Genomic DNA, 15,743 nt, shown 5'->3' with positions numbered 1-15,743 from the left:
CACACTAAAATACCACGTCATTTTCATCAACATCGGCTCCGTTTAGAGCAATATGGTCATAATTGGATAGCCCGTAGTCGCTTCCTGACTCCACAATATAATAATCGTCACTTTCACACAGAATATTAACCTGTTTGAATACGGCATAGCCTTTGTTGATATTGTATACCCCTTTGATACTCTCCGTCCGATTCAGAACACAGGTATCTGTGGAGTCCGGTTTTACCAGGACTGCATCCTCGGCAAAACCATCTGTTCCCAGATATGCCATGCCCGTCTCCTCATCACGGTCGTAGACGTTGACGCTTTGAAACTTGGACTGGCCGTCTTCCGTCTTTACCAACACACCTGTCTCCTTGCTGTTTCCGCCCTGAGTCAGATAGGCTTCTGAGATCAGGTAGAACTTCTTATCCGTAACCGCTGACTTGGGAATCTTAAGTCCGGATTCATCCTCCAGAATAAGCTCTAAGTCCAGATACCGTTCTTTTGCATAACGAATCATAGAGCTGTCAAGGGTCAAAACACCCAGATGGAGCTTACCTGTCTCGTGGATAGAAAATTCTGCGACAGCAGTTTCCTGATCCTTGGAAAAACGAACCCGTACCAGTTCAATCTCCCTCATTTCTTCAACCATCTCGTCCTGCAAAGGAATTACCACAGTCCAGTTATCGTCTTTAATCAGTTTATATACAGGGTCGTTGGCCTTAACTTCCATGTTATTTTTTAAATCCGTCTTCTCATAATTCTCCTTAGAGAAGGTAACCTCGGATATATCTCCCAGAGACGCCGTCTCATATCCGTCTATGGAATAGGCCACAATGCCGTCAGAGGCAGCCTGATAGATTTGGATGCCGTTATTCTCCTGCCCTGCCATGGCGTCTAACTGAGCCTGGCGGTTCTGATTGGAACGACTCTCCAGTACGGTTGCCACCGTATCCTTTAGGCTGTAGACATCATTAAAATGCTCGTCCTTGAACCCTTCAGAAAAAGCCTGAATTCTTACCAGCATTGCTGCCTGCTCCTCCGAGGACAGTTTTCTCGATTCCTCTGAGGTGGTGTCCGCAAAGTCAAGCTCACGGTCAGATAAGGTGTATATTCTGGTTTTTACCCCTACCTTACTGTCCTCCATAGCAAAATAATTCACATACCCGTCGGCTTCTGCCTCAACTACCATCTCATTGCGCAGCACAAATCCAGTGTAGGCATTGTCTCTTAGGATAGAGCCCTCCCGAACCTCATAGGCGGACACATGAGTCCCTGTCAGGTACAGCAGAATCGTAACCACCAGATAAATAAAGATAATCCCGAAGATGGCAAGCCCGATATTCATATGCTTTTTATTGCGATAAGCCTGTATGTGCGTTAATTTATTCCCTGCCAACTAAAAAGCCTCCTGTTCCTATGTTCGTTGCATCTGCTTAAGGGCACTTCCATTCAGGTAATGGAATTTCCTTCCCTGAAAACTCCCCTTTTCCCTCATATACTCCAATAGCTCATCTCTTAGCTTCCACCAGCTCGTTCCCCAGTTACAAAATATTGCATCATCGAAAGGAATACGGCTAAAAAGCCTCTCCACTCCAATTTTAGGAGAAAGATAGTCTAAAAACGACGCCAATCGCTTTAGGTATTCCTCCTTAGAACAAATGGTAACCTCTCCTCTCTCGTAAGCATCACAAAGGGCTGTTCCTTTTGCCAGGTACAGGGAATGAGCCTTTACCGTCTGTACCCGCAGCGCAGATAAGATCTTCGCCGTCTCAATGGTATCTGATAACTCATCGTTTGGAAGATTCAAAATTACATGGGCGCAGACTTCAAAGCCATAGGCTTGAACGGCAAGTACGGCATCGATAAATTCTGCCAGCGTATGCCCTCGGTTCATTCTCATGAGCGTGTGATAGTTGCTGGTCTGAAGCCCAAGCTCTATGGTAATATTGCTTCCATACCGTCTGCGTACATCCAAAAGGGCTTCCAAGTATTCTAAGGAAATACAGTCCGGACGGGTGGATATGGCAAGCTCTACAACATCCTGCACTCCTGCCGCCTCATCCACGTAAGAGCAAAATTGTGTCAGAGGAAGAAACGTATTGGTATAATTCTGAAAATAGGCTATAAACTTGCGGGCATGATATTTTGTCTCAATCCGCTGTCTGGTCTTTTTAAGTTGTTCCTTAACAGGAACACGACAATCCATAGCCTCAAATCCAGCGCCCTTCTCTGAGCAAAACGCACATCCCCTGCCTGTTAATCGGTTAGGACAGCTCACCGGAAGGTTTACAGGTAACTTATATATCTTTTCTCCATACTTGTCCTTAAGATATTCTGAATAAGCATAATAGGGCAATTCCTGCACCATTTGCCGAAAACCTCTCTCTCATATGTATAAATCATTTTTACGGAAGCCATACTAAGTTCAGCAAGACAAAAAGGAGGAACTTAGTATGAAATGGTCTGACAATACAACATTGACAATCGTTATTATAGGCGCGATCAACTGGCTCTTAGTCGGAATCTTCCGTTTTGACCTGGTAGCCTTTCTCTTTGGTAATCTATCATGGCTTTCCCGCATCATCTACACATTGGTAGGTTTATGCGGACTGTATCTGATCAGCATGTACGGCAGGATTCGTTCCTCAGCCGAATAGCTAAACTGCCATTTTGCAAGGCAAGGGGTATCCTTTGGATGCCCCTTGTAAATGTCTTATTCATTTGCCGGTATACCATTAATCAAGGCTGTCATATCCTGGTAAAGAAGCTCCTTTGTATTTGCCCCCATCACTATTGAGATATAGGGGCTCTCGTCAAGGGTCTTATTGAGCAGGATGAGGCAATTTCCAGCTTGATCCGTTGTTCCGGTCTTACCGCCAATTACCGTTGCTGCTGTGGGCGACTCAGCCTTCCCTGTTGCATAGAAATTGGTCTGTGCCCAATTCTCCTGACGGACACTTCCATCATTACCGGTAATCTGGACCGTGTATTGCTTCGTATTAATAATATTAACAAATTCCTCGTGTTTGATACATTCATTAAAAATCAGATATAAATCATATGCAGTCGTATAATGATTCTCATCATGGAGCCCGTTGGAATTGACGAAATTTGTATTCGTCGCCATCAGCCTTTTAGCCTCATCATTCATCATCTGGGAAAACGCATCCGTACTTCCCCCTACATGTACGGCAATAGCTACTGCCGCGTCATTGCCGGATTCCAGCAGAAGTCCGTGTAAGAGGTCCAAAAGGGTGAGCCTGTCTCCCCCTTTTATACCGCAGGTCTTCTCATCCGATGCAAAATTCGATACATCCGCATAGGGCGATACCGTCACAGTTGCGGACAGGTCAGCGTTTTTGATGGCAACCAGGGCGGTCATGATCTTCGTGGTGCTGGCCGGATACAAACGCTCATGGATTCGGCAGGCAAAATCAACGGTTCGGCCGTTCACGTCAAAGAGCGCCGCAGAATTTAATGTGGAGGTATCAACGCCTCCGCCTCCCTCTGGTATGATATCCGTTGTAGCTGTACAGAGATTCTCCGCAAAAAACGAACCTCTGTAAATATCCTTATTGTAGTTCTCCTCCTCATAGGCTACCACCACTTTTTCTGGTCCCTTGCACCCCGACGCCAATACCACACAGGCAGCGGTAACCACGAGCAGACGATAAATCTTATCTGTACATCTCACGCCAATCAAGATCTCCTCTGTCAATCGCTAAAATAATCAGTTCCGCAGTAGCAAGATTGCTTGCCATGGGAATATTATACATGTCACAAAGCTGAATTACATCATTCACATCCGGCTCATGAGGTTTCGGATTTGATGGTTCCCTAAGGAAAATCAGCGCGTCAATATCGTTCTGCGCGATCTGCGCCCCAAGCTGCTGTTTTCCCCCTAAGGGCCCTGCAAGGTATTTGTGTACATTCAGGTTGGTGACTTCTTCAATCAGACGTCCGGTGGTGCCGGTTGCATACAGATTGTGCTTGCTTAAGATCCCCCTATAAGCAATACAAAAATTCTGCATCAAAGTCTTTTTTGAATCATGAGCGATCAGTCCTATATTCATCTTCTTCACTCCTTATTGATATTTTTTCGGCTGTAACCCGACGTTTAAGACAAACCCGACTCCCATGTACAGACTCACCAGCGATGTAAGTCCATAACTGACGAAAGGCAGGGGAACCCCCGTATTCGGCAGAATCTGAGTGGCAACTCCAATATTGATAAAACTCTGAATGCCAATCAATCCGCCGAATCCGCAGCTTACGATCTTACCCGTCAGGTTCTGCGATCGCGTCCCTATTAGAATACATTGTATCACAATTAATAATAATAAAGCAATAACTATACAGCTTCCAATGAAACCAAGTTCTTCACCTATGATTGCAAAGATGAAGTCTGTCTGAGGCTCTGCAATGAAATTACCGTTCTTTACAGAGGTGGTGGTATTATTGTTAAGCCCTTTACCCGTCAACTGTCCGGAGCCGATTGCCATAACTGCGTTTCGCTGCTGGTACGCTGTGTCGTTGGCGTATTTCTCCGGCTCTATAAAAGCCAGGATACGCTGCTGCTGGTAATCCTTTAGAAGCTTCTGATCCGGCTGTACCACAATGCTTAAGAAGATCAGCGCCGTCGGAATCAATATAACGAAAATCGTTCCGATAATACGATATCTGAGTCCTCCGACGAAGATTAGAAGGCAGAGAACTAAAGCGGTACAGATGGTGGTAGAAAGATTCGGCTCTACGACGATCAGCACCAGAGGAATCCCGCAGAGTACGGCATATTTGACAAGAGTAAACTTATCACTAATGTCCTCCGTATGTTCCATGATGAACTTGGCAAAAAACAAGATTAACAGAATCTTGGCAAGCTCGGAGGGCTGGAACGTAGTGAAGCCTAAGTCTATCCATCTTCTCGCACCGTTTACCTTTTCACCAAATGGAATGACGGCGGCGAGGATTGCCACCGCAAAAAGATAAAGCAGCCAGTAAAAATCGCAGACCCATACATAATCAATGAGGGATACGACAATCATCACACAGAATCCAAAAGCTACTCCGAAGATCTGTCTTGGCTGATAGATTGCTTTTGCACTTCCCACAGCCAGAATCCCGATCATGGACAATGCCAGAACAAGGAAAACCAGGCTGAATTTGTAATCTCTTAAATGGTACGGTTTTGTAAATCTAGGTAATCTCACGCTTCTTCTCCTGCAAATGTAATAACGACCTGTGTTCGGTTAATATTTACCTGAAAATCATCTTCTGTAACCTCCATATACTTTGAGAGGGAGGTAAAAAGCTCACGGCAGATATTGTCATAGGCATCCGGCGTACAGTGTACTCTGTCCGAAATAACCAATGCCTTTACCCGATTCCTGGCTATGGAAACCGACGATTTTCTTAACATATCCCTTCCCCCTATTCTTTTCTGAAGAGGCCGGATATTTTAGAAAAAAATCCGGTATTGCTTGTAAGGTCCAGAAAAGGAACCTCCATACCCATTATGCGTTTACAGATATTCATATACGCTGTTCCTGCTTTCGAGTCCATGCCGATGACAGGCTCTCCCTGGTTTGTGCCAATCACCACCTGCTCATCATCCGGCAGCGCGCCAATTAAGGGAATAGATAAAATCTCTGTCACGTCATCCACAGTCATCATATCCCCGCGCTTCACCATGTCCACACGGATTCGGTTGATGATCAGCTCCATTTTTTTTAGTTTTTGGCTCTCCAAAAGACCGATGATACGATCTGCGTCACGGATTGCCGATACCTCCGGAGTGGTGACGATAATAGCTCGGTCTGCGCCTGCAATGGCATTCATGAAGCCCTGCTCGATTCCCGCCGGACAGTCCAGAAGTATGTAGTCAAACTCCTCCTTAAGCTCACTGGTAAGCTTCTTCATCTGCCCAGACGTAATCGCTGTCTTGTCCTTGGTTTGGGCAGAAGGCAGAAGGTAGAGGTTCTCATACCGCTTGTCACGAATCAACGCCTGCTTAAGCCGGCAGGTGCCTTCAATCACATCCACCAGATTGTAGACGATCAGATTCTCAAGGCCCATGACCACATCCAGATTACGAAGGCCCAGATCTGTATCAATCACTACCACTTTCTTGTCATGCTTCGATAACCCTGCTCCCAGATTCGCTGTTGTCGTCGTCTTGCCGACGCCGCCTTTTCCCGATGTAATTACAATAGCTTCGCCCATGAATAACTCCCTCCTATAACTGGTTTGACTTCAATATCTCCGATGCGCAGCTTCTTTGGCGCCATATGAAGCGCTGCGATCACTGCGTCATAATTGCCTGAGGCGCCTGCAATCACTGTCCCGTAAATGGTTCCTGTGACCACTACATTCTGTTTGGACGCCACAATGGCGCCTTCTTCAATATCCCCGACAATCACAATGCTCGTCTCAGATTCCAAGATCTCTTTTCCTCTTAACGTACCTCTATAGAACCGGCCGTCTCTTTCATGGAGCGTTTCCAGGCTTTCATCCAACATTCTTCTGTGGATCTCTTCTGTGTCTGTGTCCTTCTCAATAATACATAATATCTGTATCTTGGCGGCATCCTGAATGACCTCTGCCATCAGCTGCTCCTCTTCTTTTGTGAAAGTACGGCCCTCGAATTCTACCGCCATATCCGCATGACCGAAAAAATGTGCGGAAGACTGGAATTTCTTCTGAACCTCTGTAAGCAACTCCCCGTAGGGCATGTACGGGTCGAAAAAAATCGTAATCCCGTATCTGTTGCTCTTAATGAGCACCGGATCTTTCACATAAACTCATCCTTTCCCTTAATCTCCTCCTGTCGTTTTAAGCTTCACCTGGGCTGCTTTTCCGGTAATCAATTCATCCTCCGGAGTTATCTCATAATAGTATTCCATCACATCGCTGCCAATCTCACAGGCATAGTTCGAACTATAGCCGTTGGCGATACGGATTGCGAATGCCACCTCCGGACTGTCGCTTGGGGCAAATCCTACGAATAACCCGTGGTCCGGATGGGTCTTACTCTGCTGTGCTGTACCTGACTTTCCAGACAGTTTTACATTACTTGCATTTATTGTAGAAAACAAATCACCATGGGAGGTAACCATGTTGCGCATTCCCGTATGGACGGCGGACCAGTAAGAATCCGGCACGTCGGAGATGGTGTTATACACCTTGGGTTCATACTCTTTTATCACATCACCCTCCACAGAAGTGACTTTGTCAAGCAGGCTTAGATCATATACTGTACCTTTATTGGCAATGGCCGTGACATAACGCGCCAACTGGCTGACCGTATAGTTATTGGTACCTTGTCCGATGGATGACGGTACGGACGAATCATCTGAAATCTGAGGTTCAGACTCTGGAATCTCAAGTCCAGACGTCTCGCCTAATCCAAACTGAGTCGCATACTTCTTAAGATTCTCCAACCCCAGATTACTGGAGTAATATACTCCGGTGGATTCACCTTCCCTGTTGTCTGACTCAATCTGGGAGATACCGTTGTCCTGAAGGCTCAGACGATATCCCACCTCATAGTAATAACAGTTACAGGAGTGCTGCAGCGCACCCGCCACATTTAGCCCTCCATGGGAGCTTGGATAAATCCAGCAGGTGGGATTCGGCTCTACCTTCTCGTAGATACCGCTGCAGGGCAGGTAGGTATTCACATTCACAACGCCCTCCATCAGTCCTGCAATCGACACCAAAGGCTTATAGGTGGAGCCAGGGGCCGTCTTCTCCTGAGTCGCATTGTTATAGAAAGGCCTTGCCTGGTCTGTCACCAGTTTCTGATAGTAATTGGAATCCATGGCGTTGGCAAGCCGGTTGTTGTCATATCCCGGATAGGATACACAGGCCAGCACCTTGCCGCTGTTGGTGTCCGTAATCACGATAGAGCCTGTACAGGGCTCTAAGGCAAGCTGTCCTGGCGTAATCTCCAACGTCTCAATCTTGCCTCGAACAAAGTCATAGGCTGAAATGCCTCCGGAATTTAATCCGTTATACTGTGCCTCATCAAATGTAAGGATTCCCTGCTCATAGAGCATTAAACAAATCTGCCGTCCCGTCACCGCGCCGGCTTTAATCATATACCGGTAGATTAGCTTATTAAAGCTGTTGTCAGACTGAATATCTTCGATAATATAATTAATCATTCCCTGATAAAGTTCATTGGAATCGGTATATTCTCCCTTGGCGTCAGCATATTCTTTTAGCAGGGAGGTATCCACCCAGTTCTGAGAAATCGCGTAGGTCAGATAGGTGTAGATATTGATACTCTCATCATCCCTCCATGCCTTGTATGTGGCATCATTGGTGTCGATAGCGTCTGAACGAATGACACCGCCGCCTGTCAATAGGTCCGAGACAATGTAAGTCAGGTACGCTTGTTTTTCTTTTGGGTAGTCTCGGTATGCTTTGGCGTTGGGATCAGTCAAAATCCCAGAAATATCCTGAATCACGCTTTCTTTTCTGGCAGAAAATGCGGCAAAAACCTCCTTCTCCGTAACGCCTGCTTCTTCTTCGCCAAAGTGGTTCATATCAAGAATCTCGTTGTTAATAAATGTGTTATACACATCCCCAATAGGAATGATTACGTCGCTGCCGTCCTTTACCTGGGTGCGGTCATAATCCAGCGCATTCTGAATCCTTGATAACAGAATACCTGCTAACTCCTGCTCAATGATGTGGTATGCCGCCTTTTGCAGATTGGCGTCAATGGACAGGTACACATCATTCCCTGCCTTGGGGTTCTTCTGATTAATCGTCTCAATTACCTTGCCCACACTGTTGACGTATAGCTTAATCTCACCCTTCTTCCCCTGAAGCTCAGAATCCATGGTCTTCTCAAGACCGGATTTTCCAATGGTATCCGTCTTGGAATATTCCTCCTTCTCCTTCTTACTAAGGGCGTCGTACTCCTCCTGAGAAATCTGGCCAATATAGCCGATAATGTTGGCGAAACAATAGCTGTCTGCATACCGCCTCATAGATTCTTCTTCAATATTGACGCCCTGCAGACTGTCCAGGTTCTCCATAACCACAGCCACCGTCTCGTCACTGACATCCTCGGCAATGGTGGTGGCGATGAACTTCTGGTAACTGTTCAGCGAAATAGCGTAGCGGACATTGACCAGCTTAAGGACCTGAGACCGTTCCATAGCGGACTGGTCAATCCCGTATCCGTTTACCTCATCGGTACACAGGTAATTGATAAGCGCTTCGGCAGAGATATTCTTCTGCTTGGCGGAAAGTTCATCAATCGTCCTCTTTCCATATACGTCCGCAACGAATCTGAGCCGCTGAGTTTCGTTCTGGGCAACATACGTATAATTATTATCATTGTCCAGGATAATTCCGAAATTTTTGATTACTGTGTCTCCATTAGATTCCACCATTTGAATCACGCTGGATACGACTCTGTTCAATTCTTCGTTCTTATGCTCACGGTCATCATATTCACCAATATCCTCTATAGTGACAGCATATGCCAGTTCGTTATACGCCAGAAGATACCCGTTGCGGTCATAAATATTCCCGCGGGTTCCCTGTACCTCCTTGGTCTTCTGAATCTGCAGCTTATAATCATCCAGATACTCTTGTCCCTTTACAATCTGTAGATAGAATACCCTCTGGACCAGAATGGCAGACATAATACAGAACATAAGGATGATCACAACGACCCGTGATTGAAAGATTTCTGTAATGCCGGCTTTAAACCGTTCCCATAAACTATACAAATTTACTTGCACTCCTTTGTTCTTCTTCTTCGAGTTTCTTATTGATGTGTAATATAATCTGATAAAGCACCAAAGTCACCAGAATGGTATATACCAGTTCCGGCAGTATAATCTCCATTAAATGGGACCAAAAAGCAAAATCTCCCTGCAGCATGTATAAAAAAGCATATATAAGCAGTCCATACAGGAAATCACTTACACCGATCAACACAATCGGAAGCTTAACGTCATCATCATAGAACATCCGCTTAAATGAGCCGTTAACATATCCAATGAAGGAATACAGCAGCATGTTGAAGCCAAGGGCGCCTCCCCAAAACAAATCAACCAAAAGCCCTGAGGAAAAACCTACGAACAGCCCTGCCTTCTTCCCCCGCATAAAGCCAAAGGAGGAGGTCACCACAATCAGCATGTTGGGTTTGATGGTGGCAAAGGTCAGATATTGAAATACAGTACTCTGAAGCAGAAAGCAGACTAAAATCACGGCAAATGTTATGAACTTTCTCTTCATGAATCATTCTCCTTCTTCGCCATTAGATTCCTGCGGCCCTGAAGCTTCCTCCTGATTGCCTTCTTCTGGATTCTGTGAATCCTGGGAATTGTTATCCTCCAGCATATTCTTCTTGGTGGTGGTAATCACTAACACCTCCTGAAGCTTACTGAAATCCACCGCCGGAGTAATATAGCCGGACCGTGTCAGGTTGTTCGCATCCACTTCGATATCACTGACATATCCGATAAACAGTCCCTGGAGGAAACGGGGACTTACATGAGAAGTCACCACCTGCTCGCCTGGCTCAATCTTGTTATCGTTGTTGGGAAGCTTCTCAAAACGAAGCCTTCCGTCTGCCATCAGCTTCAAATCCCCTCTGACCATACAGGTATCCGAAGTAGAAAGCATCATGGCGCTTACGTTGCTGGCGTCATCTACGATAGAGCGTACCCTGGAATACGTTGGGCCTGCCTCAATGACGATTCCCACAAGACCGCTGCCTGCCAGCACATTGGAATCCACCTGTACTCCGTCACGGGTTCCCTTGTCAATAGTAAAGTCCGTAAACCAGTTGCTTCCGTTATTGGCAACCACATGGGCGCCAATCTTCTTGTAATCCGAGTAATTCTCATCCAGCTTATATAATTCCCGCAGCCTATCCAGCTCGTACTGCTCTTGGCGAAGCTTGGTATTGTCTATGGTCAGTTCATCCACCTTGGTCTGAAGCTTTTGATTCTCCTTCTTCATATCTTCCAACGTCTCGAAATTATCCGACAGGTCGCTCATGAACCTTCCCACATAGCTGATTCCCTCCTGCATGGGGACGACAGTATAGCTGGCTATAAAGCGTAAAGGCCCCTTGCCGTCTGTGAACCGTTCGATTCCCAGCAGAATCACACAGAGAACAGATATGATGATCAGCCAATATTTACTTGAAAAGGACGATTGGTTCTTGTTCTTCATATTATCTCATCCACCTATAGTTTTCATCGATCATGGAAAATGCAAACTTGCGCAATTCCTTCGATTCAATAATCTTCTTCAATCCGGACACCGCACAGATATCCGGCTCTACAGAGGTTCTGGTGGTGATACCCACCATCTCCTCCACATACATCTCAAGACCTGCCGTATGTGCAACGCCGCCGGTCAGGAAGATCCCGTTCTCGTTGATGGCTTTGCGCACCTCAGGCGGCGTCCGGTCAAGAAGGGACTGGATGGCGCTGACACATTGGAACAGCGGGTCCTTCATAGCCAGTCTCACCAGGTTAATGGAGATTCCTTTTCGCATAGGAACGCCTGTAATCAGATCCCGTCCGGCAACAGTAAGCATAGCCTCCACTTCATTGGTGAAGATTCCAAAGCTTTTGCGCAGCACCTCCGCCGTATGCCGTCCAATCAGGAAGTCATGGCTGTGGCGCACCAGATTAATAACCGACTGGTCAAAGGTCGCGCCTCCCACTTTCAGAAGGCGGTTCATAACCATACCTCCTCCTGCGATTACAGAAAGCTCTGTAGTCTCGCCGCCGAAATTCACAATAAACACGCCTCTAGTGTTCTGCACATCCAGATTAAGCCCAATCGCATCTGCAATGGAACGCTCCACAATATTGACCTCCTTGGCCTTTGCCGTGGAGTGGATTACCAGGTCGAAGAACGCCTTCTTCTCCACCTCTGTAACATCCGTCGGTACGGCAACCACATACTCCGAACCACGGGCAAACTGCCGGTCCTTCTTAAGCAGATTCTGCAGAAGGAACTGCATATCATGGAATCTGGATATGACGCCCTCCTTCATGGGAAATACCACTTCAATATTAGAAGGCGCTTTCTCGTACATGGAAAAAGCTTCGTCGCCTACGGCAAAAATCTCCTTCTCATTCCTGAGCGCAATCACATCTTTTTCTTTCCATATGGTATCTTTCTTCTTATCGTAAACCTTAATCTCATAGGAGCCGAGATCGAGGCCGTATACATTCCTCGCCATCTGACATAGATCCTTTCTAAAGTATGCCCTCTTTCCGAAAACTTACATAACAATTATTCCCAATAATGATATGATCTAACAATTCAATTCCAATCAATGCCCCTGCGTCTAGGATTCTCTTAGTTGTCAACATATCCTCTCGGCTTGGAGTCGGGTCACCGCTTGGGTGGTTATGTAAAATCACGATGGAAACAGCATTCTTCTGTAACGCTTCTATAAAAAGTTCTCTGGGCGTGATCAGTGAGGCGTTTACCGTCCCCTTCGATACATTCGTCTCCCCGACCAGTTTTGCTTTTGTATTCAACATCAGAAGTTTCATCAACTCCTGCTTCTCATGACGCATATCCTCCATATAGTATCTGGCAATGGTCTCCGGCTCAGAAAAGCACAAGGCTTCCTGGTATGACGCCTTGGAGAGCCGCTTCGCAAGCTCAGAGATACAGGAAATCTGAATCGCCTTCACCTTACCGATGCCCTTTATCTGCATGAGCCTCTCCCTGCTGAACTGATGGAGGCTTAAGATTCCAGTCTCTCCGGCGTGGTAGAGGATTCTCCTCGCCAGCAAAAGGGCATTCTCCCCTTGAGTGCCTGTACGCAGAAGCACAGCCAACAATTCTTCATCGCTTAAGGCGTGCGCCCCGTTTCGTTCACATTTCTCATAAGGACGTTCCGTTTCCGGTATCTCTTTTATGGTATTTGACTGCTTCATCTCATCTTTGGATTCGTACGACACTTATAACAGACTCTATAAGAAACGATAAATAATGACAGCAAGAATCACACCTACAATACTTGCAATGGTAATCTTGATTGACAGGCCGAATGTCAGCACCAAAATCCCGAAATTCAAGACCACAGGCTCCTGAAGCCCAAAGGACTGACCGTATGCCAACCAGCTTAATGCCGGCACTCCCTCAGCCAGCATACCAATAAAACCTCCAAGTACGATTCCTGTCAGGATAAACAGGAATAAAGCCCAGGAATTCTTGCCTCCTGCTCCCTTCATATGTACTCCTCCTCGTTTTGTCTATCTAAAAACTCAATACATTTTACCATATTTCGGAAACGGTGTATAGGGCTATCACATTAAAAATTTCTTAAACTGCATTAAGGAATGTCGAAAAGGGTGGGATTTTCTGAGTAAAATGAACGCTTCATAGAATTGTAATTGAAGGGGGAAAGTAGTACAATAAATATAGATTTTTAGTTTGTACATGAAAGGGAAATGTTATGAAAAACTTAAGAAGAATTCTTCCCATTATCTTGATTATAGCGCCGTATTTATCGGTCTTTGTTATGGTTTTGCCGGTTCGCAAAACCCTGCCCCTTTATCTTTTGTTCTCTGTCGTTATCTATGGTTTTAACATATGGAACGCATGGTCTTATCCCCATAAGGAGGATGGACGCAGTCTGGCATTCTGGGATATGGTAATCAAGCTGTCTCATATTCCCTTTTATGCCGGAGTGTTTGCTATGGCGCTGCTTTTGATGCTTGCCATGGTGGTGCCTGCGTTTATTATTGTGACGCCGATTCTTGTGTCGGCTCTGGCTGTGGTGGATGTGTGCCTGATACTGACCTCGTCTATGTACGGAATCAGCGCTTCCATGAGATTAAGAAAAGAAGGACGAATCTCAAACCAATCCGCCCTTCTCTATATTATCCTGCATCTGTTTTTTGTGACGGATGTAATCAGCGCGGTCTGTCTGTACTCAAAATGCCGGAAACAGACTTTTCATCCTTAAAAGGGGCTGTATTCTTCAACGATTGTCTGGGCAACCTTAAGACCGTCGATCGCGGCTGAGGTGATTCCTCCTGCGTAGCCCGCGCCTTCACCGCAAGGGTAGAGTCCCTCTGCCTTACTCTGCAAAGTATCGTCCCTTAAGATACGCACCGGAGACGAGGTTCGACTCTCGACGCCGGAAATTAGGGCGTCCGGCCGGTCGTAGCCCTTCAAACGCTTTCCAAAAGAATGGATGCCTTCTTCTATGGCCTTCGCCAGTTCTTCCGGAAAAATGGCCCTTACATTTCCCCATGTGTAACCGCCTTTCATCTGCGGTTCGATCTCCTGGGGACCATGGGATGGACGGTTCTCACAGAAGTCTTTAAAAAGCTGAACCGGAATCTTTCCACCGCCTGCCTGGTATGCGGCTTCTTCAAGCCTACGCTGGAATTCCACGCCCACAAGGGGGGCGTCCATTTCCCAATTCTCTCCTGTCTCTCCTATTAGGGAAGATGTTTCAGATGAAACAAAATTCCTATAATCTTTGGGCGTAACCGTTACCACCACGGCGCTGTTGGCATTCCTTCCGTCTCTTGCACGGTAACTCATGCCGTTCACCGCCAGACGGCCTTCCTCAGAGGAAGCGTTGACCACATAGCCGCCGGGACACATACAGAAGGTGTAAACGCCCCTTCCATCTGAAAGCTTCGCTGTCAATTTATAGGACGCCGCAAATAGCTCACCATCATAAGCCGTTCCGTACTGCGCCAGATTAATCATTTCCTGAGGGTGCTCTATACGAATTCCTACGGCAAATGCTTTTGCCTCCATGGAAATATTGCGATTTCTAAGCATTTTAAAGGTATCACGGGCGCTATGCCCAATGGCAAGCACCGCAAGCTCTGTATTCAGAACATACAAATCCTGTACTGCTTTCTTTTCTGCCTCCTTTGCCCTATTTCTTTCTCTCTTTTCTTTAAGGCTCAAATGTCTGCACACTTTCAATGCAGACAATTTCTCAAGGCCATCCTCCTGTGTTACGACAACATCTGTTACCTGGGAATGAAACCTGACCTCTCCTCCATGGGAAATGATAAATTCCCGCATATTTTGTACCACTTTTACCAGTATATCCGTCCCGATATGGGGCTTATTCTGGTATAAAATATCCTTCGGCGCTCCGTTTTCCACGAAAATCTCCAGAACCCGTTCATTTCTTCCCATAGGGTCGTTGACCAGTGTATTCAGCTTCCCGTCCGAGAACGTCCCTGCCCCGCCCTCTCCAAACTGGACGTTTGAATTGCGCTTAAGAACTCCCAAAGACCAGAATTCCTCCACATCCTTCATCCGTTCTTCTACAGGCGCCCCCCTCTCCAACAGAATTGGACGGTATCCAAGGCGGGCAAGCTCATAACCACAGAATAATCCTGCCGGTCCTGTCCCGATTATCACCGGACGATGAGCCAATGGCCTTGTTCCGCAGGCACACAAAAGATATTCCTTCTCCTCTGGCTGAAACAGGATGTTTGAAATCTTCTGTTTTCGGAAATGCTTTTTTATTCCGTTTTCATTTTTTACTTTCACATCTATGGTATAGACATAAAAAAGCTGAGGCTTTTTTCGGGCATCCAGGGATTGCTTCTTTCGTGTATAGGATATAAGCTCATCCTCCCTGATGCGAAGAAGCCTCAAAAGCTTTGCCCTTAAGTCCGCCTCTGTGTGATGGATATCCAATTTTAACTGACTAATCCGAATCATAATCTCTCACCTGTTAGCTGAACACTATTTTGATAGATATTTTTTGTCCT

17 protein-coding genes are annotated in these 15,743 nt (G+C 46.2%); 2 read left to right on the top strand and 15 right to left on the bottom strand.

The genetic code is table 11. The features are described from left to right. Positions 1-4 precede the first annotated feature (4 nt). Together GN277_RS11985 and GN277_RS11980 are read right to left on the bottom strand one after the other, a co-directional pair. Entirely contained in the window at positions 5-1,381 is a 1,377-nt protein-coding gene (locus tag GN277_RS11985; RefSeq protein WP_159751253.1) for an HlyD family efflux transporter periplasmic adaptor subunit, read from the bottom strand. Between the two features lie 18 nt (positions 1,382-1,399). After that, entirely contained in the window at positions 1,400-2,353 is a 954-nt protein-coding gene (locus GN277_RS11980) for a TIGR01212 family radical SAM protein (protein ID WP_159751252.1), read from the bottom strand. Positions 2,354-2,438: 85 nt separating this feature from the next. Here GN277_RS11980 and GN277_RS11975 point away from each other — a divergent pair, with 85 nt between their 5' ends. Then, complete coding sequence (locus GN277_RS11975) at positions 2,439-2,642, top strand: DUF378 domain-containing protein (protein ID WP_159751251.1); 204 nt, start codon at positions 2,439-2,441, stop codon at positions 2,640-2,642. Between the two features lie 56 nt (positions 2,643-2,698). Here GN277_RS11975 and GN277_RS11970 read toward each other — a convergent pair whose 3' ends face one another. From GN277_RS11970 to GN277_RS11915, 12 genes are read right to left on the bottom strand one after another with little or no spacing between them, the layout of a single operon-like run. After that, positions 2,699-3,679 (bottom strand): D-alanyl-D-alanine carboxypeptidase family protein, encoded by a 981-nt coding sequence (locus GN277_RS11970; RefSeq protein ID WP_244324691.1) that lies wholly within the window; start codon positions 3,677-3,679, stop codon positions 2,699-2,701. Beyond that, positions 3,663-4,058, bottom strand: coding sequence for a methylglyoxal synthase (gene mgsA, locus GN277_RS11965; RefSeq protein WP_159751249.1), 396 nt, complete (start codon positions 4,056-4,058; stop codon positions 3,663-3,665). The genes GN277_RS11970 and mgsA overlap by 17 nt, the downstream gene beginning before the upstream one ends. Positions 4,059-4,070: 12 nt before the next feature. Continuing rightward, the gene (locus GN277_RS11960; protein WP_159751248.1) at positions 4,071-5,195 is read right to left on the bottom strand and encodes an FtsW/RodA/SpoVE family cell cycle protein; all 1,125 of its coding nucleotides are present in this window, start codon (positions 5,193-5,195) and stop codon (positions 4,071-4,073) included. Then, positions 5,192-5,404, bottom strand: coding sequence for a cell division topological specificity factor MinE (locus GN277_RS11955; RefSeq protein WP_159751247.1), 213 nt, complete (start codon positions 5,402-5,404; stop codon positions 5,192-5,194). The genes GN277_RS11960 and GN277_RS11955 overlap by 4 nt, the downstream gene beginning before the upstream one ends. A gap of 11 nt (positions 5,405-5,415) precedes the next feature. Beyond that, positions 5,416-6,207, bottom strand: coding sequence for a septum site-determining protein MinD (minD, locus tag GN277_RS11950; protein ID WP_159751246.1), 792 nt, complete (start codon positions 6,205-6,207; stop codon positions 5,416-5,418). Beyond that, complete coding sequence (locus GN277_RS11945) at positions 6,189-6,779, bottom strand: septum site-determining protein MinC (RefSeq protein WP_159751245.1); 591 nt, start codon at positions 6,777-6,779, stop codon at positions 6,189-6,191. The genes minD and GN277_RS11945 overlap by 19 nt, the downstream gene beginning before the upstream one ends. An 18-nt stretch (positions 6,780-6,797) precedes the next feature. Continuing rightward, positions 6,798-9,734 carry a penicillin-binding transpeptidase domain-containing protein gene (locus GN277_RS11940; protein WP_244324690.1) on the bottom strand — a complete coding sequence of 979 codons (2,937 nt, stop codon included), beginning with the start codon at positions 9,732-9,734 and terminating at the stop codon, positions 6,798-6,800. After that, positions 9,727-10,245 (bottom strand): rod shape-determining protein MreD, encoded by a 519-nt coding sequence (gene mreD, locus GN277_RS11935; protein ID WP_159751244.1) that lies wholly within the window; start codon positions 10,243-10,245, stop codon positions 9,727-9,729. The genes GN277_RS11940 and mreD overlap by 8 nt, the downstream gene beginning before the upstream one ends. 3 nt (positions 10,246-10,248) lie before the next feature. Further along, on the bottom strand, positions 10,249-11,190 hold the full coding sequence (gene mreC, locus GN277_RS11930; protein WP_159751243.1) for a rod shape-determining protein MreC: 942 nt from the start codon (positions 11,188-11,190) through the stop codon (positions 10,249-10,251). A 1-nt stretch (position 11,191) separates the two neighbouring features. After that, positions 11,192-12,214, bottom strand: coding sequence for a rod shape-determining protein (locus tag GN277_RS11925; protein ID WP_159751242.1), 1,023 nt, complete (start codon positions 12,212-12,214; stop codon positions 11,192-11,194). A gap of 16 nt (positions 12,215-12,230) precedes the next feature. Further along, positions 12,231-12,923, bottom strand: a complete 693-nt coding sequence (gene radC / locus GN277_RS11920; RefSeq protein WP_159751241.1) for a RadC family protein — start codon at positions 12,921-12,923, stop codon at positions 12,231-12,233. A gap of 36 nt (positions 12,924-12,959) precedes the next feature. Beyond that, positions 12,960-13,220 (bottom strand): DUF4321 domain-containing protein, encoded by a 261-nt coding sequence (locus tag GN277_RS11915; RefSeq protein WP_159751240.1) that lies wholly within the window; start codon positions 13,218-13,220, stop codon positions 12,960-12,962. A gap of 224 nt (positions 13,221-13,444) precedes the next feature. Between GN277_RS11915 and GN277_RS11910 the strand changes: the two genes are divergently transcribed. Beyond that, positions 13,445-13,957: a hypothetical protein gene (locus tag GN277_RS11910; protein ID WP_159751239.1), complete on the top strand. Its 513-nt coding sequence runs from the start codon at positions 13,445-13,447 to the stop codon at positions 13,955-13,957. Here GN277_RS11910 and GN277_RS11905 read toward each other — a convergent pair. Then, entirely contained in the window at positions 13,954-15,693 is a 1,740-nt protein-coding gene (locus GN277_RS11905) for an NAD(P)/FAD-dependent oxidoreductase (RefSeq protein WP_159751238.1), read from the bottom strand. The genes GN277_RS11910 and GN277_RS11905 overlap by 4 nt on opposite strands. Positions 15,694-15,743 lie beyond the last annotated feature (50 nt).

This window comes from Sporofaciens musculi (assembly GCF_009830285.1).
Classification (GTDB): Bacteria; Bacillota; Clostridia; order Lachnospirales; family Lachnospiraceae; genus Sporofaciens; species Sporofaciens musculi.
Note: the sequence above shows the minus strand (reverse complement) of the source record. Positions and strands in the feature narration are given on the sequence as shown.

Excerpts from the sequence above, each read along its gene's own strand:
- radC (WP_159751241.1), bottom strand. The coding sequence starts at position 12,923 with ATGAAGCAGTCAAATACCATAAAAGAGATACCGGAAACGGAACGTCCT.
- minD (WP_159751246.1), bottom strand. The coding sequence starts at position 6,207 with ATGGGCGAAGCTATTGTAATTACATCGGGAAAAGGCGGCGTCGGCAAG.
- GN277_RS11905 (WP_159751238.1), bottom strand. The coding sequence starts at position 15,693 with ATGATTCGGATTAGTCAGTTAAAATTGGATATCCATCACACAGAGGCG.
- GN277_RS11925 (WP_159751242.1), bottom strand. The coding sequence starts at position 12,214 with ATGGCGAGGAATGTATACGGCCTCGATCTCGGCTCCTATGAGATTAAG.
- mreD (WP_159751244.1), bottom strand. The coding sequence starts at position 10,245 with ATGAAGAGAAAGTTCATAACATTTGCCGTGATTTTAGTCTGCTTTCTG.
- GN277_RS11915 (WP_159751240.1), bottom strand. The coding sequence starts at position 13,220 with ATGAAGGGAGCAGGAGGCAAGAATTCCTGGGCTTTATTCCTGTTTATC.
- GN277_RS11910 (WP_159751239.1), top strand. The coding sequence starts at position 13,445 with ATGAAAAACTTAAGAAGAATTCTTCCCATTATCTTGATTATAGCGCCG.
- GN277_RS11975 (WP_159751251.1), top strand. The coding sequence starts at position 2,439 with ATGAAATGGTCTGACAATACAACATTGACAATCGTTATTATAGGCGCG.
- mreC (WP_159751243.1), bottom strand. The coding sequence starts at position 11,190 with ATGAAGAACAAGAACCAATCGTCCTTTTCAAGTAAATATTGGCTGATC.
- GN277_RS11980 (WP_159751252.1), bottom strand. The coding sequence starts at position 2,353 with ATGGTGCAGGAATTGCCCTATTATGCTTATTCAGAATATCTTAAGGAC.
- GN277_RS11955 (WP_159751247.1), bottom strand. The coding sequence starts at position 5,404 with ATGTTAAGAAAATCGTCGGTTTCCATAGCCAGGAATCGGGTAAAGGCA.
- mgsA (WP_159751249.1), bottom strand. The coding sequence starts at position 4,058 with ATGAATATAGGACTGATCGCTCATGATTCAAAAAAGACTTTGATGCAG.